General features: G+C 62.1%; 23 protein-coding genes and 1 tRNA gene. 16 read left to right on the forward strand and 8 right to left on the reverse strand.

Annotation, left to right across the window (positions count from 1 at the left end; genetic code table 11):
- Positions 1 to 15: 15 nt before the first annotated feature.
- The 5 genes from nusB (at position 16) to Q8S60_RS18695 (ending at position 6528) form a co-directional block, all read left to right on the forward strand.
- The gene (nusB, locus tag Q8S60_RS18675; protein WP_305278056.1) at positions 16 to 531 is read left to right on the forward strand and encodes a transcription antitermination factor NusB; all 516 of its coding nucleotides are present in this window, start codon (positions 16 to 18) and stop codon (positions 529 to 531) included.
- On the forward strand, positions 509 to 1522 hold the full coding sequence (gene thiL / locus Q8S60_RS18680) for a thiamine-phosphate kinase (protein WP_305278054.1): 1014 nt from the start codon (positions 509 to 511) through the stop codon (positions 1520 to 1522). The genes nusB and thiL overlap by 23 nt, the downstream gene beginning before the upstream one ends.
- A gap of 161 nt (positions 1523 to 1683) precedes the next feature.
- Complete coding sequence (locus Q8S60_RS18685) at positions 1684 to 3798, forward strand: sodium-translocating pyrophosphatase (protein WP_305278053.1); 2115 nt, start codon at positions 1684 to 1686, stop codon at positions 3796 to 3798.
- Positions 3799 to 3935: 137 nt separating this feature from the next.
- Complete coding sequence (locus tag Q8S60_RS18690) at positions 3936 to 5612, forward strand: cation:proton antiporter (protein ID WP_305278052.1); 1677 nt, start codon at positions 3936 to 3938, stop codon at positions 5610 to 5612.
- Positions 5613 to 5637: 25 nt separating this feature from the next.
- Complete coding sequence (locus Q8S60_RS18695; RefSeq protein WP_305278051.1) at positions 5638 to 6528, forward strand: universal stress protein; 891 nt, start codon at positions 5638 to 5640, stop codon at positions 6526 to 6528.
- A 62-nt stretch (positions 6529 to 6590) separates the two neighbouring features.
- Here the strand turns inward: Q8S60_RS18695 and Q8S60_RS18700 are convergent, their stop codons facing one another.
- Entirely contained in the window at positions 6591 to 7088 is a 498-nt protein-coding gene (locus Q8S60_RS18700; protein WP_305278049.1) for an outer membrane protein assembly factor BamE, read from the reverse strand.
- 118 nt (positions 7089 to 7206) lie between these two features.
- On the opposite strand from Q8S60_RS18700, the gene Q8S60_RS18705 reads away from it, so the two are divergent.
- The 7 genes from Q8S60_RS18705 to Q8S60_RS18735 all read left to right on the forward strand — a co-directional run bounded on the left by Q8S60_RS18705 (position 7207) and on the right by Q8S60_RS18735 (position 11707).
- A complete protein-coding gene (locus tag Q8S60_RS18705) occupies positions 7207 to 7782 on the forward strand; it encodes a ubiquinol-cytochrome C chaperone family protein (RefSeq protein WP_305278047.1) in 576 nt (191 codons plus the stop codon).
- On the forward strand, positions 7782 to 8342 hold the full coding sequence (locus Q8S60_RS18710; RefSeq protein ID WP_305278045.1) for a DUF177 domain-containing protein: 561 nt from the start codon (positions 7782 to 7784) through the stop codon (positions 8340 to 8342). The genes Q8S60_RS18705 and Q8S60_RS18710 overlap by 1 nt, the downstream gene beginning before the upstream one ends.
- A 115-nt stretch (positions 8343 to 8457) precedes the next feature.
- On the forward strand, positions 8458 to 9543 hold the full coding sequence (plsX, locus tag Q8S60_RS18715; RefSeq protein ID WP_305278043.1) for a phosphate acyltransferase PlsX: 1086 nt from the start codon (positions 8458 to 8460) through the stop codon (positions 9541 to 9543).
- The gene (locus Q8S60_RS18720) at positions 9540 to 10517 is read left to right on the forward strand and encodes a beta-ketoacyl-ACP synthase III (RefSeq protein WP_305668775.1); all 978 of its coding nucleotides are present in this window, start codon (positions 9540 to 9542) and stop codon (positions 10515 to 10517) included. Before plsX ends, Q8S60_RS18720 begins: the two co-directional genes overlap by 4 nt.
- Positions 10518 to 10656: 139 nt before the next feature.
- Positions 10657 to 10968, forward strand: coding sequence for an integration host factor subunit alpha (locus Q8S60_RS18725; protein WP_370867296.1), 312 nt, complete (start codon positions 10657 to 10659; stop codon positions 10966 to 10968).
- A 74-nt stretch (positions 10969 to 11042) separates the two neighbouring features.
- Positions 11043 to 11510, forward strand: coding sequence for a MerR family transcriptional regulator (locus Q8S60_RS18730; protein ID WP_305278036.1), 468 nt, complete (start codon positions 11043 to 11045; stop codon positions 11508 to 11510).
- Positions 11511 to 11630: 120 nt separating this feature from the next.
- A tRNA-Pro gene (locus Q8S60_RS18735) sits at positions 11631 to 11707 on the forward strand.
- 200 nt (positions 11708 to 11907) lie between these two features.
- On the opposite strand, the gene Q8S60_RS18740 is transcribed toward Q8S60_RS18735, so the two are convergent.
- On the reverse strand, positions 11908 to 12123 hold the full coding sequence (locus Q8S60_RS18740; RefSeq protein WP_305278035.1) for a DUF2842 domain-containing protein: 216 nt from the start codon (positions 12121 to 12123) through the stop codon (positions 11908 to 11910).
- A 132-nt stretch (positions 12124 to 12255) separates the two neighbouring features.
- Between Q8S60_RS18740 and Q8S60_RS18745 the strand changes: the two genes are divergently transcribed.
- A complete protein-coding gene (locus tag Q8S60_RS18745; RefSeq protein ID WP_305278033.1) occupies positions 12256 to 13290 on the forward strand; it encodes a COX15/CtaA family protein in 1035 nt (344 codons plus the stop codon).
- A 310-nt stretch (positions 13291 to 13600) separates the two neighbouring features.
- Here Q8S60_RS18745 and Q8S60_RS18750 read toward each other — a convergent pair whose 3' ends face one another.
- The 6 genes from Q8S60_RS18750 to Q8S60_RS18775 all read right to left on the reverse strand — a co-directional run bounded on the left by Q8S60_RS18750 (position 13601) and on the right by Q8S60_RS18775 (position 18124).
- Positions 13601 to 14254, reverse strand: coding sequence for a glutathione S-transferase family protein (locus Q8S60_RS18750; RefSeq protein WP_305278031.1), 654 nt, complete (start codon positions 14252 to 14254; stop codon positions 13601 to 13603).
- A gap of 6 nt (positions 14255 to 14260) precedes the next feature.
- Positions 14261 to 14758, reverse strand: coding sequence for an SRPBCC family protein (locus Q8S60_RS18755; protein WP_305278030.1), 498 nt, complete (start codon positions 14756 to 14758; stop codon positions 14261 to 14263).
- 2 nt (positions 14759 to 14760) lie between these two features.
- Positions 14761 to 15096: a helix-turn-helix transcriptional regulator gene (locus Q8S60_RS18760; protein WP_305278029.1), complete on the reverse strand. Its 336-nt coding sequence runs from the start codon at positions 15094 to 15096 to the stop codon at positions 14761 to 14763.
- Between the two features lie 265 nt (positions 15097 to 15361).
- A complete protein-coding gene (locus tag Q8S60_RS18765; RefSeq protein WP_305278028.1) occupies positions 15362 to 16636 on the reverse strand; it encodes an O-acetylhomoserine aminocarboxypropyltransferase in 1275 nt (424 codons plus the stop codon).
- 256 nt (positions 16637 to 16892) lie between these two features.
- A complete protein-coding gene (locus Q8S60_RS18770) occupies positions 16893 to 17312 on the reverse strand; it encodes a CoA-binding protein (RefSeq protein ID WP_305278027.1) in 420 nt (139 codons plus the stop codon).
- On the reverse strand, positions 17309 to 18124 hold the full coding sequence (locus tag Q8S60_RS18775) for an enoyl-CoA hydratase (protein ID WP_305278026.1): 816 nt from the start codon (positions 18122 to 18124) through the stop codon (positions 17309 to 17311). Before Q8S60_RS18775 ends, Q8S60_RS18770 begins: the two co-directional genes overlap by 4 nt.
- 129 nt (positions 18125 to 18253) lie before the next feature.
- On the opposite strand from Q8S60_RS18775, the gene Q8S60_RS18780 reads away from it, so the two are divergent.
- The 3 genes from Q8S60_RS18780 (at position 18254) to rpsI (ending at position 19813) form a co-directional block, all read left to right on the forward strand.
- Positions 18254 to 18688 (forward strand): PaaI family thioesterase, encoded by a 435-nt coding sequence (locus Q8S60_RS18780; protein ID WP_305278024.1) that lies wholly within the window; start codon positions 18254 to 18256, stop codon positions 18686 to 18688.
- A gap of 172 nt (positions 18689 to 18860) precedes the next feature.
- The gene (gene rplM, locus Q8S60_RS18785) at positions 18861 to 19325 is read left to right on the forward strand and encodes a 50S ribosomal protein L13 (protein WP_305278023.1); all 465 of its coding nucleotides are present in this window, start codon (positions 18861 to 18863) and stop codon (positions 19323 to 19325) included.
- Between the two features lie 2 nt (positions 19326 to 19327).
- Complete coding sequence (gene rpsI, locus Q8S60_RS18790) at positions 19328 to 19813, forward strand: 30S ribosomal protein S9 (protein ID WP_370867295.1); 486 nt, start codon at positions 19328 to 19330, stop codon at positions 19811 to 19813.
- Positions 19814 to 19997 lie beyond the last annotated feature (184 nt).

A 19997-nucleotide genomic window follows, 5' to 3' on the forward strand; every position in this document is an offset into this window, starting at 1 on the left:
AGGTTCATAGAGGTAATGGTTTCAGTTCCGACACAACCGGCGGCGACGAACGGGCTCGATCCCAGAGCACGTGCAGCTGCGCGGCTTTGCGCCGTACAGGCGCTCTACCAGATGGACATGGCCGCAACGCCGCTCGATGAAGTGGTCGAGGAGTTCATAGAGTATCGCCTTGGCCAGCAAATCGAAGATGTCGATATCTTCGAAGCCGACAAGGCACACTTCGAGGACATCGTGCGCGGGGTTGTGCGGGAACAACGCGAGCTCGACAATCAGGTGAATGGCGCGCTTGCGAAAGGCTGGTCGCTTGCCCGGATCGACTCGACCTTGCGGGCGATCCTGCGGTGCGGGACTTACGAACTCCGGCGGTGCAAGGACGTGCCACTCAAGGTCGTCATCAACGAGTATGTCGAAATTGCCCACGCCTTCTTCGAGGGAGATGAACCCGGCGTGGTGAACGCGGTGCTCGACCGGCTTGGACGGGAGATCCGCGGCGGCGCGGGAGCGAGCCATGGCAGCGCCGGGCAGACCTGAGGGCAGCGACCGCCGGCCGAACGAATTTGCCCTGATCGAGGAGCTTTTCGCTCCGTTGGCGGCCGGATATCCCGGTGCGTATGCGCTGAAGGACGACGCCGCCCTTTTTTCTCCGTCTCCGGATCATGAAACGGTGCTGACTGTCGATGCGATGGTGGACGGGGTGCATTTTCTGCCGGACGACCCGCCGGAGAGCGTAGCCCGCAAGCTTCTGCGCGTGAACCTCTCCGATCTGGCGGCGAAGGGGGCCGTGCCGAGAGGCTATCTTCTGGTCACGTCCTGGCCGGCAGACACGCCCCTTGCGTGGATGCGGAGGTTTGCTGCCGGTCTCGAGAGCGATCAGCGCTTGTTCGGCGTCTCGCTCTGGGGCGGCGATACCACGTCGACGCCGGGACCGCTGACGCTGTCGCTGACGGCCATCGGCGAAGTTCCCCGGGGACAGATAATCCGGCGCGGCGGCGGGCAGCCGGGAGACGAGGTTTACGTGACCGGTACGGTCGGCGATGCGGCGCTGGGGCTTATGGTCCTGCAAGGCACGCTGGAGGGGCTCACTGCGGCACAGGAAGCCCATCTCACGCAACGCTACAGGGAACCAGAGCCGCGCATAGCGTTCGGCCCCAGACTTCGCGGTCTCGCTCATGCCGCGCTTGACGTGTCGGACGGGCTGGCGGCGGATCTCGGGCATATTTGCGAGGTTTCGGGAGTGGGGGCGCGAATCGAAATGGATCTTGTGCCGCTGTCCGATGCGGCCCGCGCGGCCCTGACGAGGGCGCCGGACCTTGTGGAGAGGATCGCCGGCGGCGGCGACGATTACGAGATCCTTTTCGCCGTCCCGCCCGAAAGGGCGGCGGAGGTCCGGGCTGTCGTAGCGGAAACCGGCATTCCCGCCACCAGAATCGGGACGCTGACGGAAAGGACCGAAGGGGTGACGATTCTTGACCGTTCGGGAAGCCCAATCCGGCTCAAACAATTGGGATATCGCCACTTTTAGCCGATGGCGGATCAGACGCCCGGTTGCTTTCCCATGCCGTATTTGGCATCTTTCCGCGCGTTTCTGCATTCGGCAGGGGGAGGACTTCCGGCATCCAAAATGCCGGAGGCTGAGTGGAAATTCCCGCCGGTTAATCCGTCAAGGAACCTAAGGACAAAACAATGAGCACTGCTTTGTGGGCTATTATCGGCTGCGGCTTGCTTGCGCTCGTCTACGGTGTCTGGGCTGTACGCTCGGTGCTGGCGATGGACGCGGGCAATGCGCGCATGCAAGAGATCGCCGCGGCGATCCAGGAAGGTGCCAGCGCCTATCTCGCGCGCCAGTACACCACCATTGCGGCTGTCGGTGCCGTCATCTTCGTCATCGTCTGGTATCTGCTGACGCTGAAGGTTGCCGTCGGCTTCCTCGTCGGCGCGACGCTGTCGGGTGCTGCCGGTTATATCGGCATGCTGGTTTCGGTTCGGGCAAACGTGCGGACGACCCAGGCTTCTAGCGTCAGCCTTGCGGCAGGCCTCGGCGTTGCGTTCAAGTCGGGTGCCGTGACGGGCATGCTCGTCGCCGGCCTCGCGCTCCTCGCGGTCTCGGTTTATTTCGCTGTGCTCACCGTTTATCTTGGCTACGAGGCGGGCTCGCGCGAAGTTGTCGACGCGCTCGTGGCGCTCGGTTTCGGCGCTTCGCTGATTTCGATCTTCGCGCGTCTCGGCGGCGGCATCTTTACCAAGGGGGCCGACGTGGGCGGCGATCTTGTGGGCAAGGTCGAAGCAGGCATTCCGGAAGACGATCCGCGCAACCCGGCGACCATCGCCGATAACGTGGGCGACAATGTCGGCGATTGCGCCGGCATGGCGGCCGACCTTTTCGAAACCTATGCCGTGACGGTCGTCGCGACCATGGTTCTCGCCTCGATCTTCTTCGTTGGCGAAGGCCTTGGCAGCATGATGCTCTATCCGCTCACGATCGGTGCGGCCTGCATCGTGACGTCGATTATCGGCACGTTCTTCGTGCGGCTCGGCAAGAGCAACAACATCATGGGCGCGCTCTACAAGGGGTTCATCGCCTCGGCCCTCCTGTCGCTTGTCGCGCTCTACTTCGTCACCGGCAGCGTGATCGGCCTCGAAACCGTTTACACCGTCAGCGGGAAAGCATTCACCGGTTTCGATCTTTACATCTGCGGCGTTGCCGGACTGATCGTTACCGGCCTCATCATCTGGATCACCGAATACTACACCGGCGTGAACTTCCGCCCGGTGAAGTCGGTGGCTGCGGCCTCGGCTACGGGGCACGGCACGAATGTCATCCAGGGCCTCGCGATCTCGATGGAAGCAACGGCTTTGCCGGCGCTTGTGATCGTTGTCGGCATTCTGGTGACCTATGGTCTCGCGGGCCTCTTCGGCATCGCGATCGCCGTCACCACGATGCTTGCGCTCGCCGGCATGGTCGTCGCGCTCGATGCCTTCGGTCCGGTAACCGACAATGCGGGCGGCATCGCGGAAATGGCCGATCTTCCGGCCGACGTCCGCAAGACCACCGACGCGCTCGATGCCGTCGGCAATACGACGAAAGCGGTCACCAAGGGCTATGCGATCGGTTCCGCGGGTCTCGGCGCGCTGGTGCTGTTCGCGGCTTATACGGAAGACCTGAAGTTCTTCGCGGCGAACTCCGATACCTATGGGTATTTCGCAGGCGTCAGCCCTGACTTCTCGCTCTCGAACCCTTATGTGGTGATCGGCCTCTTCATCGGCGGCCTGCTGCCCTACCTCTTCGGTTCGATGGGCATGACGGCGGTTGGCCGCGCGGCGGGCTCCGTCGTCGAGGAAGTCAGGCGTCAGTTCAAGGCCGATCCGGGTATCATGGCCGGCACCTCCAAGCCCGACTACGCGCGGGCGGTGGACATGCTGACCAAGGCGGCAATCAAGGAAATGATCATTCCCTCGATGCTGCCCGTACTGTCTCCCGTTGTGCTCTATTTCATCATCCTGGGCATCGCCGACAAATCGGCTGCATTCTCCGCGGTCGGTGCAATGCTCCTCGGCGTCATCGTGACGGGCCTTTTCGTCGCGATCTCCATGACGTCCGGTGGCGGCGCATGGGATAATGCGAAAAAGTACATTGAAGACGGCAACTATGGCGGCAAGGGCTCCGAAGCTCACAAGGCCGCCGTCACGGGCGACACAGTCGGCGATCCCTACAAGGATACCGCGGGCCCGGCCGTCAATCCGATGATCAAGATCACGAACATCGTGGCCCTTCTCCTGCTCGCCGTGCTCGCGCACTAAAGCCGGCAGCCGAAAAGACAAAGGCCCCGCGGAGCGATCCGCGGGGCCTTTTCATGTGGCTGCGGCAACGGGTGCATTTGACCGGGCGCCGCTTTGATTGAACACTAGCACCCAACACCGAGGGAGGGACGGACGAGGTGCCGGAAGTATCCGTTTTTTACGAGATTGCGGCGCTTCTGATGCTCGCCTCCGTTGTCGGCGTGATCGGGCTGCGACTGCGCCAGCCGATGATCGTCAGTTTCATTATTGTCGGAATGCTGGCGGGGCCGGCGGGCTTCGACATTGTTCGTTCGACCGATCATCTTCAGCTTTTGTCCGAGTTGGGCGTAACGCTGCTCCTGTTCCTGGTCGGACTCAAGCTCGACCTCAATCTGGTTCGGACGCTGGGCACCGTGGCGCTGAGTACAGGTCTCGGGCAGATCGCGTTTACATCCATCGCCGGATTCCTGATCTGCCTTGGGCTGGGCATGCCTGTGCTGATGAGCCTTTATGTCGCTGTCGCGCTGACATTCTCCAGCACGATCATCATCGTCAAGCTCCTGTCGGATAAGCGCGAGCTGGATGCGCTGCATGGCAGGATAGCGCTTGGCTTCCTGATCGTTCAGGACCTTGCCGTTGTGGTCGCGATGGCTGTGATGTCGGCGATGACCGCCGGGTCGGGCAGCGATGCGGGCATGATCCAGGCCCTGCTTGCACTCGCCGCAGGTGCTGTGCCTCTCGTGCTGCTGTGGCTATTCGTCCTGAAGATCGCCAACCCGCTTCTCCAAAGCATGGCGAAGGCGCCCGAACTTCTGATTGTTTTCGCACTCGGTCTTGCCGCAGCCTTCGCCGCTCTTGGAGACTATCTGGGTTTCAGCAAGGAACTGGGCGGTCTCATTGCGGGAGTGGCGCTCGCCAGCACACCGTTCCGCGAAGCCATTGCATCCCGCCTTGGAAGCTTGCGCGATTTTCTCCTTGTCTTTTTCTTCATATCGCTCGGTTCGCATCTGGATCTGCGGGTCGTGGGAGATGCGGTCGGCGATGCTCTCTTCCTGTCGCTGTTCGTGCTGATCGGCAACCCTCTCATCGTCATGATTATCATGGGCGCGATGGGCTACAGGAAACGCACCGGATTTCTGGCGGGTTTGACCGTGGCGCAGATCAGCGAATTTTCCCTGATTTTCGTTGCGATGGGGCTTGCGCTTGGGCATGTAACCGAAGAAGCGGTCGGGCTTGTGACGCTTGTCGGCGTGATCACCATCGGTCTGTCGACCTACATGATCCTTTACTCGCAACGGCTATATATTGCTGTGGAACGGTTTCTCGGCGTTTTTGAAAGGCGTGTGGCACATCGTGAGGAGCAGTATGCGGATGGCGACGAGACGCAACGCTACGATGTGCTTTTGCTCGGTCTGGGCCGTTATGGAAGAGCTCTGTATTCAAGGTTTTCCGAAAGCGGGCTCAACGTACTTGGCATCGATTTCGATCCCGATGTGATCCGCCAATGGAAGGACAGTGGCGCGGCGGTGATGTATGGCGATCTTCTCGATCCGGATATGTGCGACATATTGCCTATCGCCGGGGTCGACTATGTCATTCTGGCGGTGCCGCCTCATCAGATCGGCATTACGCATGAAGATCCTCGTATTACCCTGATCGAAGCGCTCCGGCACCGCGGTTATGGCGGGCATATTGCCGTGATCGCTCGGAGTGAAAGCGATATGGCTCTGCTTCGGCAAAAAGGAGCGGATATTGTGCTCAGTCCATTTGCGGACGCGGCGGAACGGGCAATGGAACGGCTGTTCCGGAAGCCGATTCCGTTCGCGATCGATTGAAATGGTTATGGCAGCGGAGACGACAATGTCGAATGAAAGCGGAAGCTATGGCCTTTCGGGGCTGAAAACCATTCTGATCGCCACCGATCTTTCCAGCCGCTCGGACAAGGCCGTCGCCCGGGGGATGGCGCTGGCTGCAGCCTATGGCGCCCATGTCCGGATCGTTCATGTGGTCGACGACGATCAGCCGAAGTCATTGGTCGAGGATGAGGCGTCCAGGGCCGCAGATATCATTGAAGAATCCGTGGCGCCCTTTGCGAAGCAGCTGGGACTTAAGCCCGACATCGACATCTGGCGGGGCCTTGCGTCTATTGCGATCAAGACGCTGGCTGACGAAACGAAGCCGGATCTTCTGGTGATGGGTGCTCACAGGCGGCAGCTTCTGCGCGACGTGTTCGTCGGTACGACAGTCGAACGCGTAATCAGGTCATGCGGGCGGCCGGTGCTGATGGTCAATCTGGACCCGGCAATTCCCTATCGCAGGGCAATGGCGGCGGTGGATTTGTCCATGCATTCGATCGACGCACTCAGGTTCGCTTCGCGCGTTTCATTTCTGGGATGCAAGGACCTGGCCGTAGTGCATGCGTTCCTGCCGCTTGCCGATGGTCTGATGCGCTATGCGGATGTCGAACAGAACAAGATCGAGGAATATGTGGTGTCGGTCGCCGATGAGGCGCATGCGGCGGTGCTCCATATGCTGGCTAACGAAGGGCTCACCGCACTGAAGCCTGAATTGCTTGTCGAGGAAGGAGCCGCCATCGATGTCATCAAGGCGAATGTCGCCAAGATGAAGCCGGAATTGATTGTGCTGGGGACGCGCGGCCAATCCGGCCTCAAGAGAGTGCTGATCGGCAGTGTTGCGAACGCTGTGCTTCGCGATGTCGAATGCGATCTTCTGGCGGTGGCCGCTCCCTGAAGGCACAAAAAAGCCCCGCGGAGCGGTCCGCGGGGCTTTCCGTTGAAAAGAGTGCGCGAGGCTCAGCGGCCGCCCCCGGGACCGCCCGCGGGGCCACCACTGGTCTGATTGTTGAAGCGTCCGAGATTGCCGAAGAGCTGGCCGAGAATGGTGAGCTCCTTGCCGCGCGTCGGGGTCTTGCGATCCACGAAGTTCACTATCTGGCCGTCTTCGAGACCATAATAGGCGACCTGCTGAACGGCTTCCGTCTTGTCGAAATAGACGGCAGCCACCGTCCGCTCGATTTCCTCGGGCCGGTAGAAGGCGACGGTTTCGAATTTGCTGGAGATGTAGTACCAAGCCTCACCGTCCACCGTGGATACTGTGGAAGGCGAGCCCATGATGGTCCGGACCTGTTCCTTGGACGCACCGGCCTGCAGCTTGTCGAGATCTTTCGCGTCGAAGATATAGCCGCGATCCACGACCACCGGCGAGCAGGCTGTCAGCGCTGGAATAGCCAGCGAAAGGCATGCCGCAGTCAGAAGCGACCGGACGGGGCGGCGCAGGCGGGACGGTGTCATGGCGCGGGTCTCCTCGGGCCTAAAATGTTCAATCGTTGACCTACCCTTGTCGCCCGCTAAATTCAATCGGCATATGCGGCAAGGGCCCAAACCTATACCGCGAGTGGGAGTGAGCGCCATGATATGGAAAAATATTTTTGGCCGGGCTCCACGGGACGAGGCGCCTTATGCGCTGTACGGGGCGCTGGTGGCGCAGGCGCGATCACCCCAATTCTACCTTCACACCGGTGTTCCCGACACTGTGGAAGGCCGATTCGAAATGGTTGCTCTCCATACCTTTCTGGTGCTGAGGCGGCTTCGGGCCGGTGGCGATGAGGGCAAGGCGCTGGGTCAGAAGGTCTTCGATATCCTGTTCGACGATATGGACCAGACACTGCGCGAGATGGGGGTCGGCGACCTTTCCGTCGGCAAGAAGATCAAGGCGCTGGCTTCATCTTTTTATGGCCGTATCAACGCGTACGAAGAGGGCCTGCGGGATGCGAATAACGGGCTTCTCGACGCCGCCATAGGACGAAACATATTTGGCGGCTCCCAGCCATCCGGGGCTCATATGGCTGCCCTGGCGGACTATGTCCGCCGCACCGACCAGACGCTGCTTGTACAGCCGTTGACGGAATTGATGGCGGGGCGGGCGGTTTTTGCGTCACCGCCGGAAGCGGCGCCCCGAATGACCGATCTGGCGGGAGGGCAATGATGGCACGGCAGATAGGCGTGGAATTCAGCCGGATAGTGACCGTCAACGATGTGCCGCCGAGTGGCATCGAGATCAAGTTCACGGCCGATGCCAAGGCATTGAAGGCTTTGGCGAGACGATACGATGTTGCCGAGGTGAAGCATTTGAGCGGTACCGGCAGGATCAGACCATACCGGAAGGCCGGGCTGACGCTCGAATGTACTTTCAAGGCGGAGGTGGTTCAGTCTTGTGTGGTGACGCTCGACCCCGTCAGCCAGTCGATCGAGACGTCGTTCACGCAGCGTTACCTGCCGGCTCACATGATCGAACCGGAAATTGGCGTGCCCGTGGCCGAAAGCGAAATCGTCATCGATGTCGAAGCCGAAGACGCACCGGAGCCGATGACCGGCAATGGAATCGATGTGGGGGAGGCTGTCGCCGAGCAACTCGCCCTCGCCATCGACCCTTATCCCCGCAAGCCGGGCATTGCCTTCGAAGCCCCGGTGGAAGATGAGGATGACGCTTCGGAAAGCCCCCCGAATCCTTTTGCCGTGCTGGAAAAACTCAAGAAGAATTATTGAGTTGGCGCGATTCGCTGCCATTTCAAGCTATTGTCTGCGGCCCCCAACCTTGTATCTTCGGGGCGCGCGTGTCGGCTGCGCGCATGATGCGCCGGATACATAGAGGGGGTCCCGGGTGACGCGAGGACTAACGATAGCGTTGGACGGAATGGGCGGCGATCACGGTCCCGAGACCGTGATCGGCGGCGTGGAGGTTGCGTCGGTGCGTCACCCTGACGTGCGCTTTCTCATTTACGGCGACGAAACGAAAATCCGGCCCCTTCTGGAGAAGCATCCGCGCGTTCTCTCGGTGAGTGAGATCGTCCATACCGACGTTGCTGTATCGATGGAGGACAAGCCGAGTCAGGCGCTGCGGCGTGGCCGGAAGACGAGCAGCATGTGGCTCGCGATTGATGCGGTGAAAGAGGGCCGGGCACAGGCAGCCGTTTCTGCGGGTAATACCGGGGCGCTGATGGCGATGGCGAAGGTCATCCTCAAGACCATGCCCAATGTGGAGCGGCCCGCCCTCGCTGCGCTCTGGCCGACGGCGCGGGGCGAGAGCGTGGCTCTCGATCTGGGCGCGACGGTTGGCGCGGACGGCTATCAGCTTGTTCAGTTCGCCGTGATGGGCGAGGCGTTTGCCCGGGTGATATTCAATCTGGAGCGGCCGACCGTCGGTCTGCTGAATATCGGCGAGGAAGAGGTCAAGGGTACCGAGGGCGTGAAGCTTGCGGCGCAGATGTTGCGCGAGGCCGACCTTCCCATGCACTTCCACGGCTTCGTCGAGGGGGACGACATCGCAAAGGGCACGGTCGATGTGATCGTAACCGATGGATATACGGGAAACATTGCGCTCAAGACGGCAGAGGGCATGGTGCGGCTGGTTGTCGATTACCTGCGCGCGGCGATGCGCAGTTCGCTGCTGTCGCGTCTCGGCTACCTGCTGGCTTACGGGGCCTTCCGGGCGTTGGCCAAGAAGCTCGATCCGCGGGCATCGAACGGAGCGGTTTTTCTCGGTCTGAACGGGCTTGTCGTAAAGAGCCACGGCGGCACGGATGCGATCGGTTTTGCCGCCGCGATCGACGTGGCGGTCGATGTCGCGTCAGCCGATCTTCTCAGCAAGATCGTTGCCGATCTCGACCGGTTGAGCGGTTTCGCCACCGCAGTGGCGAACAGAAAAGAAAATGCGGACATAGTGGAATCCGAGGCAGTCCTGTCGTGAGTGTTACCAGAACCGTTGTCGTCGGCGTGGGCAGCTATTTGCCGTCGCGCGTCATGACCAATGAAGATATTTCCAAAATCGTCGATACGACCGATGAGTGGGTCGTCGAAAGAACCGGCATTCACCGCCGGCATATCGCGGCGGAAGGAGAGCTCACGTCGCATCTCGCGCTGGCAGCGGCGCGGAAAGCAATCGAGCATGCCGGCATCGACGTGCAGGAGATCGACACGATCATCCTGGCAACGACGACGCCGGACCAAACGTTTCCCGCCACCGCCGCGACGGTTCAGGCCGAGCTCGGGCTGCACCATGGTGCAGCTTTCGATATTCAGGCGGTTTGCTCGGGATTCGTTTATGCGCTGACGATTGCGGACACTTTCATAAAGACCGGCCAATCGAAGACGGCGCTGGTTATCGGCGCAGAGACCTTTTCGCGGCTGCTGGACTGGACCGACCGGACCACCTGCGTTCTTTTCGGCGACGGTGCAGGGGCGGTGGTCGTGACGGGCGCGCCGGGCGAAGGGAACAATTCGGATCAGGGTATCCTGACCGCGCATCTTCATTCCGATGGCCGCTACCGGGACAAGCTCTATGTCGATGGCGGACCGTCGTCGACGCAGTCGACCGGACATGTGCGCATGGAGGGCCGGGAGGTGTTCCGGCATGCGGTCGTCAATATTGCGGAGGCGATCAGCGAATCGCTCGCGGCGACGGGGCTGAAAGCGGAAGATATCGACTGGTTCGTCCCGCATCAGGCGAACAAGCGTATTCTCGACGGCACGGCCAAAAGGATCGGATTGCCGCCGGAAAAGGTGGTGCTGACGGTGGCCGATCAGGGCAACACATCGGCGGCTTCCGTGCCTCTGGCGCTCGATACGGCGGTTAAGGATGGACGAATCAAGCGGGGCCAGCTTGTCTTGCTTGAGGCGATGGGCGGCGGCTTCACCTGGGGCTCCCTGCTCTTCAGGTTCTAGGCGAGCGGCCGATTTGCATCGGCGGCGGAATTAGGACAAAACCTGAATCTCTTACCTAAGGGAAAACAGCCATCCCGTTGATATTGACGGGTTTCCGGGCGGGCAATAGGCTGCAGGAGAAATTGCAGAGGTGGAGGCCATGGGGGAAACTGTCACGCGCGCGCATCTCAGCGAAGCGGTCTATCAAGAGGTCGGGCTGTCGCGCAACGAGTCGGCGGAACTTGTTGAGCTGGTGCTGGCCGAGATTGCCGACTGCTTGTCGCGAGGCGACACGGTGAAGCTGTCGTCGTTCGGGTCCTTCTCCGTTCGCAAAAAGGGCGGACGGATGGGGCGGAATCCGAAGACGGGCGAAGAGGTTCCGATCAAGCCGCGGCGGGTGCTGGTTTTCCGGCCGAGCCATGTGCTGAAGGAACGGATCAACGGTTCGGCCGCTTCGGCTGCCGCCGACTAACCGGCCGAGGCGAACATCCTTTGAGCAGGTCCGGGTTCGCAGATCGGATTGAGGAACACCAACAGGGGCCTCATTTGTCTACACAAAAGTCACCGGATGCGTTTCGGACCATCAGCGAGGTTGCGACCGAGCTGGATGTGCCGCAGCACGTGCTGCGCTTCTGGGAAAGCAAGTTCAACCAGATCAGACCGCTGAAGCGCGGTGGCGGGCGGCGCTATTACCGGCCCGAGGATGTGGACCTGCTGAGGGGCGTTCGGACGCTGCTCTACAATGACGGCTACACGATCAAGGGCGTCCAGAAAGTCTTTCGGGAACAAGGCGTTAAGTTCGTCGCGGAGACGGGCCGCGGGACCGTCGACACGTCGCTCGCCGAGCTCGCGCGCGAGGCGGTGCAGCGCGGCGAGCAGGAGGACCGGGAAGAGCCTGGAAAACCGCTTGGGTTGAGCGCGAAGAAGCGGCTGGAAGTGCTGCTGGAGGATCTGATTTCGCTGAAGGACGAGATCGACGAGACGCTTTGGGAGAGCGAGGACGAGGAAGGCTGAGACCCCGCAAAATCCTGAAAATTCATTTGAAAATGCGGGTTTGAGCCGTTGCCGCGATGAAAGGCGGCGTCTATATTCCGCGCCTCCGAAGGGGATTCTTCCGCTTCGGACACCGGCAGTCGGAGCGTAGCGCAGCCCGGTAGCGCACTTGTCTGGGGGACAAGGGGTCGTCGGTTCGAATCCGGCCGCTCCGACCATTCTTTCGTCGGCCCGAAAAGGCCATGAGGCAGCAGAGCTTAGGGATTTTTTCTCATGATTGGCCAGATCCTTCCGATCTTCATTTTCCTCCTCGCGATCCTCGCGATGAACAAGATCGTGACCGGCCGTTTCGGCTGACTGTCACCGGACTGTCATAAAAATGTCATGCAGGGAGATTCGTGTCTCACCCGCGTGAGTTCTACGCTTCGTCCGGACGGACCATCCAGGTGATGAGATATTTGGCGGGGAATGCCCAAATCACACCAGCGGTGATGTAGTAGAGAAATTGCACCAGGCCGTGTTCCGGCAGGTGCCCGCTCACCGCGATCGTCATCACCAGAAACGAATAGAGCACGAGGAAGGTCAGCAGCACGATCGTGCCGAGGAGCTTGCGGGTGCGAATGCCGAGGCGCATGGGGGGATATCTCGTGCGTGCTTCGAAGGACCGGGTTCTCATAAGCTATTCGCGCGGCTTGCGCAAAGCGCGGCGACCTGCCGCGGCGGTTTGCGGCTAGGCGCGTGTAGCGGAGGGGGGTAAGTATTTTCCATGAGCGTTCTTCCCCGCATCGATGCGATCGAAAGGACCGACGCGAACCATCGCGCAATCGCGTGGTGGCTGATCGGCGTCGCGGCGCTCGTCTTCATCATGGTGGTGGTGGGCGGCCTCACGCGGCTCACCGAAAGCGGACTCTCGATCACCGAGTGGAAACCCGTGACGGGCGCGCTGCCGCCGATGAGCGAAGAGCACTGGCAGCAGGAGTTCGATCTCTACAAGCGCATTCCCCAATACGAGATCATGAACAAGGGGATGACGCTGCACGAGTTCAAGACGATCTACTGGTGGGAGTGGAGCCACCGCTTTCTCGGCCGGCTGATCGGGCTCGCGTTTTTCGTGCCCTTCGTCTTTTTCGTCGCGACGCGGCGCGTCGAGCGGGCGCTGGTGCCGCGGCTGATCTTCCTGTTCGTGCTGGGCGGCATGCAGGGCGTGCTCGGCTGGTGGATGGTGATGAGCGGGCTGACCGACCGGACGGAGGTGAGCCAGTACCGGCTGGCCGCGCATCTCGGCCTCGCGACGCTCATCTATGGCGCCCTGATCTGGACGGCGCTCGATCTCGTCAACGGCAAGAGCACGCGGCTTCTGTCGGGGCTCGCGAAAGCGGCGGCGGCGATCCTGGCGCTGGTCTTTCTGCAGACGATCCTCGGTGCGTTCGTCGCCGGCATCCGGGCGGGGCTGATCTACAATACCTGGCCGCTGATGGCGGGGGCGTTCATTCCCGACGGGCTCCTCGCGATGACACCCGTCTGGCACAATTTCTTCGAGAGCCATCTCACTGTGCAGTTCCAGCACCGGATGACGGCTTACCTGCTTTTGCTTTGCGTGGCATGGCACTGGTGGACGGCACGGAAGACGGCAGCGGCGTCGAGCGCGGGGTGGCTTGCTGTTGCGACGTTGGCGCAGGCCTGCATCGGCATCTGGACGGTGCTGTGGGTGGTGCCGATCCCGCTCGGCGCGGCGCATCAGGCGGGTGCGATGGTGGTGTTCGGCGTGGCCGTGTGGCACGTGCACCGGCTGGCGAAGTAGGCGGGCATCTTTCTGTGACGTGAGGCCCATGGACCCCGGCTTTCGCCGGGGTGACAATGATTTTTATAAGTCGAAAGCAAAAATGTCATCCCGGCGGAAGCCGGGATCCATGGGCGGTTGCGGCAGGCGCGCGCTGCGCGTGAGTGCCGGTTATGCGCCTAGGTTCCTTGCTTACCCCTCCCCGAAATTTGCTTTGCAAATTTCGACCCTCCCACAGGGGGAGGGTGGTGGAGGAGTTAGTGTTTGCGGTTTCCGCATTGCTTCGCTTCTTTTGCAATGACGATATTTATTCCGTATACGAATTTATTCGCTAGTCCCGGTCCGGGGCGCCGAGGGGGAAGTAGGAGCGGTATTTGCGGCCTTCTTCCACGGCCCGTGCGAAGGAGGGGCGGGCGAGCAGGCGGGTGCGGTAGGCGCGCAGTTGCGGGTGGGCATCGCCGATCCGGTATATCCAGTCGCCATAGAAGAGGGACGGTGCGGCGGCGCAATCGGCGAGCGAGAAATCGTTGCCGGCGGCCCATTGGCGCCCGTCCAGCCGCTTTTCGAGCCAGGCATAGGCCGTTTCGAGCGCCCTTGCCGTGCTCTCCTTCGCCTCCTGCAGGCGGTCAGGCGTCTGGCGAAGCGCCTCGTTCACCGCCACCTGCGCGGCATTCATGACGTATTGATCGAAGAAGCGGTCGAGCAGGCGCACTTCCAATGCGGCGGCGGGATCGTCCGGCAGGAAGCGGACTTGTCCCGGATGCTGCCGGTCCAGATATTCGATGATGATGCTGGTCTCGGCGATGGTGCGGTCTCCATCGACCAGCACGGGGAACTTCGCGATCGGCCAGAGCCTGGCCAGTTCCTCGCTTGCGCCCGGCTCTTCAAGATGCCGGTAGGCGAAGGGCGTATCGTTTTCCCAAAGCGCCATGAGCACCTTCTGGCAGTAGGACGAGAAAGGGTGAGCATAGAGCGTCAGCGGCATGGTTGTTCATTTGCTCCCGAGTTTCGCGATGTGAAGGGCGAGTTTGTCCAGCGTCTGGCCGCCATATTCGACGGCGCCGAAGCCGATCTTCTCGTTGCGTTGCGCTTTGGAGGGATGCATCTGCCGGAGCGTGATGACGGTCTTGCCGTTGCTCTGTTCATCGAAGGTGACGAGCATTCTGAATTTGCCGGGATCGTCGTCCTGATCCGAACCGTGCTCGACCTCGATGAGGGCGGGTGCTTCCATGCGGAGGAAAATCATCCGGTTGCTGTAGCGCGTGCCATCGGGCGTGACCATGTCGAAGCGCCAGACGCCGCCCGGATTGAGGCCGATCTCCCGGGTTTCGATCACCATGCCGTCGGGCCCGAACCATGCCTGTATCTGCTCGGGGTCCGTCCAGGCGGCGTAGACGATATTTCGGGGCGCGTCGACGACGCGCGCCAGAACGATTTCACGATCGAGCGGCCAGTCCCGCCAGGCCGAATTCTTCAATGGGTCGCTCATACTCACTTCTTTCTCATCATGCGTTCGATATGCGCTTCCATGCGATCGAGGCGTTTCTGCCAGCCGGAAATGTGCTGGTGCAGCCATGCTTCTGTCGCCTGAAGGGCGCGCGGCTCGATCGTGCAGGTTCGAACGCGCCCGATTTTCTCGGATCTGACGAGGCCGCTCTGCTCGAGAACCCGCACATGCTTGAGCAGCGAGGGCAGCGCGATCTCGAACGGCTCGGCAAGCTCGCTGACCGATCTCGGTCCGTCGCACAAGCGGCTGACGATGGCGCGCCGGGTCGGGTCCGCGAGTGCGGAGAAAGTTCTGTCGAGGTCGGTTGAAAACTTAGCCATGTGGGAAAGTATTGGAGCGGCGCGCGGCGGCGTCAAGAGAAACTTTCAGAGTTGGCTAAGTTTTGGCGGGGGGCGGGTTATGCGCCGAGGTTCCAAGCTTACCCCTCCCCAAACGGCTTGCAGCCGTTTGACCCTCCCTCAGGGGGAGGGTGGTTCGCGGGCGCATTATTTGTGGCGCCCCCTCACCCTTCCGCGGCCTTACGGCCGCTCCCTCCCTCTCCCCGAGGGGAGAGGGAGTAGAGGCGTCGCTTGCCTTTTGTGCCCGCTATGCCTTCAGTGCCTTGTCGAGGTCGGCGATGATGTCGTCGGCGTCCTCGATGCCGACGGAGAGGCGGACGACGTCGGGGCCGGCGCCGGCTGCCTTTTGCTGTTCTTCCGTAAGCTGACGATGGGTGGTCGAGGCCGGGTGGATGATGAGGCTGCGCGTGTCGCCGACATTGGCGAGGTGGCTGAGGAGCTCGACGGCGCTGACGAGTTTCACGCCGGCGTCATGCCCGTCCTTGAGGCCGAAGGTGAAGACGGCGCCCGCGCCCTTCGGCGAATATTTCTTCATCAGCGCGTGGCTCGGATCGGTTTCGAGGCCGGCATAGGAGACCCATGAGACTTTTGGATGGGTCTTCAGGAATTTCGCGACCTTCAGCGCGTTGTCGCAATGGCGCTGCATGCGGAGCGGCAGCGTTTCGATGCCGGTCAGGATCATGAAGGCGTTGAAAGGCGAGATGGCCGGGCCGAGGTCGCGCAGGCCGAGTACGCGGCAAGCGATGGCGAAGGCGATGGGGCCGAAGATCTCGTGGATTTTCAACCCGTGATAGGAGGCGCAGGGTTCGGAGAGCGTCGGATAGTTGCCGGATTTCGACCAGTCGAACTTGCCGCCGTCGACGATGACGCCGCCCATGGAATTGCCGTGGCCGCCGAGGAACTTGGTCGCGGAATGGACGACGATGTCGGCGCCATGTTCGAGCGGACGGCAGAGGTAGGGCGAGGCGAGCGTGTTGTCGACGATGAGGGGAATGCCCGCGTCATGCGCGACTTTCGCGATGGCGGCGATGTCGAGGACGAGGCCGCCCGGATTGGCGATGCTTTCGATGAAGACGGCTTTCGTCTTCGGGCCGATGGCGGATTTGATGCTTGCCGGATCGGTACCGTCGGCCCAATCGACTTCCCAGCCGAACTTCTTGAACGAGTGGCCGAACTGGTTGATCGAGCCGCCGTAGAGCTGGCGGACGGCGACGAAGCGGTCGCCGGGTTCGAGCATGGTGTGGAAGATCAGCATCTGCGCGGCGTGGCCGGAGGCGACGGCGAGCGCGGCGGTGCCGCCTTCCAGCGCCGCGACGCGCTCTTCGAGCACGGCGGTCGTCGGGTTCGTTATGCGGGTGTAGATGTTGCCGAAGGCTTGGAGGCCGAAGAGAGCGGCTGCGTGGTCGACATCCTCGAAGACGAAGGAGGTGGTCTGGTAGATCGGCGTCGTGCGCGCGCCCGTGGTCGGGTCGGGCTGGGCGCCGGCGTGGACGGCGAGGGTGTCGAATTTACGGTCGGTCATTTTTTGCCTCTTTGTGTTTTGGTCGGCTTGTTTTTCTTGTTGCGTCATTGCGAGGAGCGAAGCGACGAAGCAATCCAGGAGTGGCTGGTTCCGTGCTCGTCGCCCTGGATTGCTTCGTCGCGCGTTCCGCGCTCCTCGCAATGACGGAGAAAGAAGATACTCCCTGCTTCTCGCTTACCCCTCCCCAAACCGCTTTCAGCGGTTTGACCCTCCCACAGGGGGAGGGTGGAAGAAGGGGGGTGCTCTTTTCGCTTCCCTACATCACCAATCTCGGGATTTCGATTTTCGGGCAGCGGTTCATGACGACTTTCAGGCCGGCGGCGCGGGCGCGGGCGGCGGCTTCGTTGTGGACGACGCCCAGTTGCATCCAGACATATTTCGCACCGATCTCCACGGCCTCGCCGGTGACGGGGCCCGCCGCTTCGGAATTGCGGAAAACGTCGACCATGTCGATCTTTTCGGGAATGTCGCGAAGCGTCGCATGGACTTTCTCGCCGTTCAGCTCCTTGCCGGCGAGGCCCGGATTGACGGGGATGACGCGGTAGCCCTTGCCTTGCAGGTAGCGCATGACCTCGTGGCTGTCGCGGGCAGGGTTCGCGCTCGCGCCGACAAGGGCGATGGTCTTCGTGTTCTTCAGGATGTGTTCGATGTCGCCGGGCTCTACCTCGGGCATCATCTGTCCTCCCATTTCGGATCGCGTTTCTCGATGAAGGCGCCGATGCCTTCCTCGGCGTCACGGGCGAGCATGTTCGTCACCATCACTTCGCTGGCGTAGTCATAGGCTTCGGCGAGCGGCTTTTCGAGCTGGTCGTAGAAGGCCTTCTTGCCGATGGAGACGGTGAGGGCGGATTTCGTCGCGATGGTATCGGCAAAATGCGCGACGGCGGCATCGAGTTCCGAGGCGGGCACGGCGCGGTTGACGAGGCCCATCTCGCAGGCGCGATCGGCGCCGATCATCTCGCCGGTCAGCAGCATTTCCATCGCGTGCTTGCGCGTCACGTTGCGCGAGAGGGCGACCATCGGCGTCGAGCAGAAGAGGCCGATATTGACGCCGGGCGTCGCGAATTTCGCGGTGTCGGCGGCGACGGCGAGATCGCAGCTTGCGACGAGCTGGCAGCCGGCCGCCGTCGCGATGCCGTGGACGCGGGCGATGACGGGCTTCGGGCAATTGACGATCGCCTGCATGAGCGCGCTGCATTGCTTCATCGTTTTGGCAAAGAAGGCGCGGCCGCGATCCGGCTGGTTGCGGGCGGCGGTGAGTTCCTTCAGGTCGTGGCCGGCGCAGAAGGCGGGACCGGCGCCCGCGAGCACGACGGCGCGGACGGATCTGTCGTTCGCGATACGGGCGAATTCGGCGGCAAGCTCCTCCATGAGGCTCATGGAGAGGGAGTTGCGGCTCGCCGGCCGGTTGAGCGTCAGGCGGGCGACGCCGTTCGCGTCCTCGCGGAGGAGGAGGGGTTCGGCGGGCTTTTCGGCGGGCTGGCTCATGGGGTCGTCTCCCGGTTCTGCTTTTCCCGGCAGCATAGCGGGGCGGGGCGGGAGAGTCAGGTGTTGGGGGAGGGGAGCGGCATGGGGTAAAAGTGGCGCAAGGATCATGGATGGAAGCGGGGAGCGGGCATGGCCGATCTGGTGCCGGTGATGAGCGTGGCGGAGCTCGAGGCGTTCATGGAGCGCGAGTTTCCGCAGATGCGGATGGGGGCGGATACGACGCGGATCGAGGCGGTGGGGCCGGGGAGGGCGGTGCTCAGGCTCGGCTTTTCGGAGCGGAACCTCCGGCCGGGCGGCACGATTTCGGGGCCGGCCATGATGGCGCTCGCCGATTATGCGATGTATGCGGCGGTGCTGGCGCATATCGGGCCGGTGGGGCTGGCCGTCACGACGAGCTTCACCATCAATTTCATGCGCAAGCCCGCGCAGGCCGACATTCTGGCGGAGGCGCGGCTGATGAAGCTCGGCCGGGCGCTCGCGGTCGGCGACATCACGATGAGCCAGGAGGGGGCGGGCGGGCCGGTGGCGCATGCGACCTGCACCTATTCGATCCCGCCGCGGTAAAATATGGGGTACTCTGTTACCCCATCGATAAAAGACCGGTATTGCAGGGCTTTTTCGCGGGGCGCGGCGTTCAATGACATTGACAGGGGCCCAAGGCTCGCCTAAAAGCAGCGCCGAACCGGGGGCCCGAGCGTGGCCCCTCTCTATTTGCAGTTTCGCCAGGATTTTTCGCATGAAGACCTATTCCGCGAAAGCCGCCGAAATCGAGAAGAAGTGGATCGTGATCGATGCCGAAGGCATCGTGGTCGGCCGTCTCGCGTCCTATGTCGCCAATATCCTGCGCGGCAAGCACAAGACGACCTATACGCCCCATCTCGATTGCGGCGACAACGTCATCATCGTGAACGCCGCCAAGGTCGCGTTCACGGGCGCGAAGTACGACGACAAGCGCTACTACCGCCACACGGGCCACCCGGGCGGCATCAAGGAAACGAGCCCGAAGCGCATTCTCGAAGGCCGTTTCCCCGAGCGCGTGCTCGAACTCGCGGTGAAGCGGATGATCCCGCGCGGGCCGCTTGGCCGCCGGCAGATGGGCAATTTGCACATCTATGGCGGCGCCGAGCATCCGCATGAGGCGCAGCAGCCGAAGAAGATCGACTTCGCCGCCTTGAACCGCAAGAACGTCAGGATCGCATAGTCATGTCCGAAACAACCACACTCGAAGACCTGAAGGGTGCGATGGAAGGCACGAGCGCGCCGGACGCGAACGCCGTTCCCGCCGTGCAGAAGCTCGACAAGTTCGGCCGCGCCTATGCGACCGGCAAGCGCAAGAACGCGGTCGCCCGCGTCTGGATCAAACCGGGTTCGGGGCGCATCAGCATCAACGGCCGCACGCTCGAAGTCTACTTCGCGCGCCCGGTGCTGCGCATGATCCTCAACCAGCCGCTGGTGACGGCGGCCCGCGAGAAGCAGTACGACATCACCGCGACGGTGGTGGGCGGCGGTCTCTCCGGCCAGGCGGGCGCCATCCGTCACGGCATCTCGCGCGCGCTGACCTATTTCGAGCCGTCGCTTCGCGGCGTGCTCAAGAAGGAAGGCTTCCTCACGCGCGACAGCCGTGTGGTCGAACGCAAGAAGTACGGCAAGGCGAAGGCCCGCCGCAGCTTCCAGTTCTCGAAGCGCTGATCCCTTTCACGGGTTCTCGAAGAAGGCGCTTCGTTTCGCACGAGGCGCCTTTTTTGTTTTTTGTGCTCTTCCGTTGTCATGCCCGGACCCTCCTTCGAGTTTCAAGGTGGCCGGGCATCCAGGAGCCGCAGGCTCGGAATTCGCCGCCCTGGATTGCCGGGTCAAGCCCGGCAATGACGAGTGA

The organism is Parvibaculum sp., from assembly GCF_030694575.1.
Taxonomy (GTDB): Bacteria; Pseudomonadota; Alphaproteobacteria; order Parvibaculales; family Parvibaculaceae; genus Parvibaculum.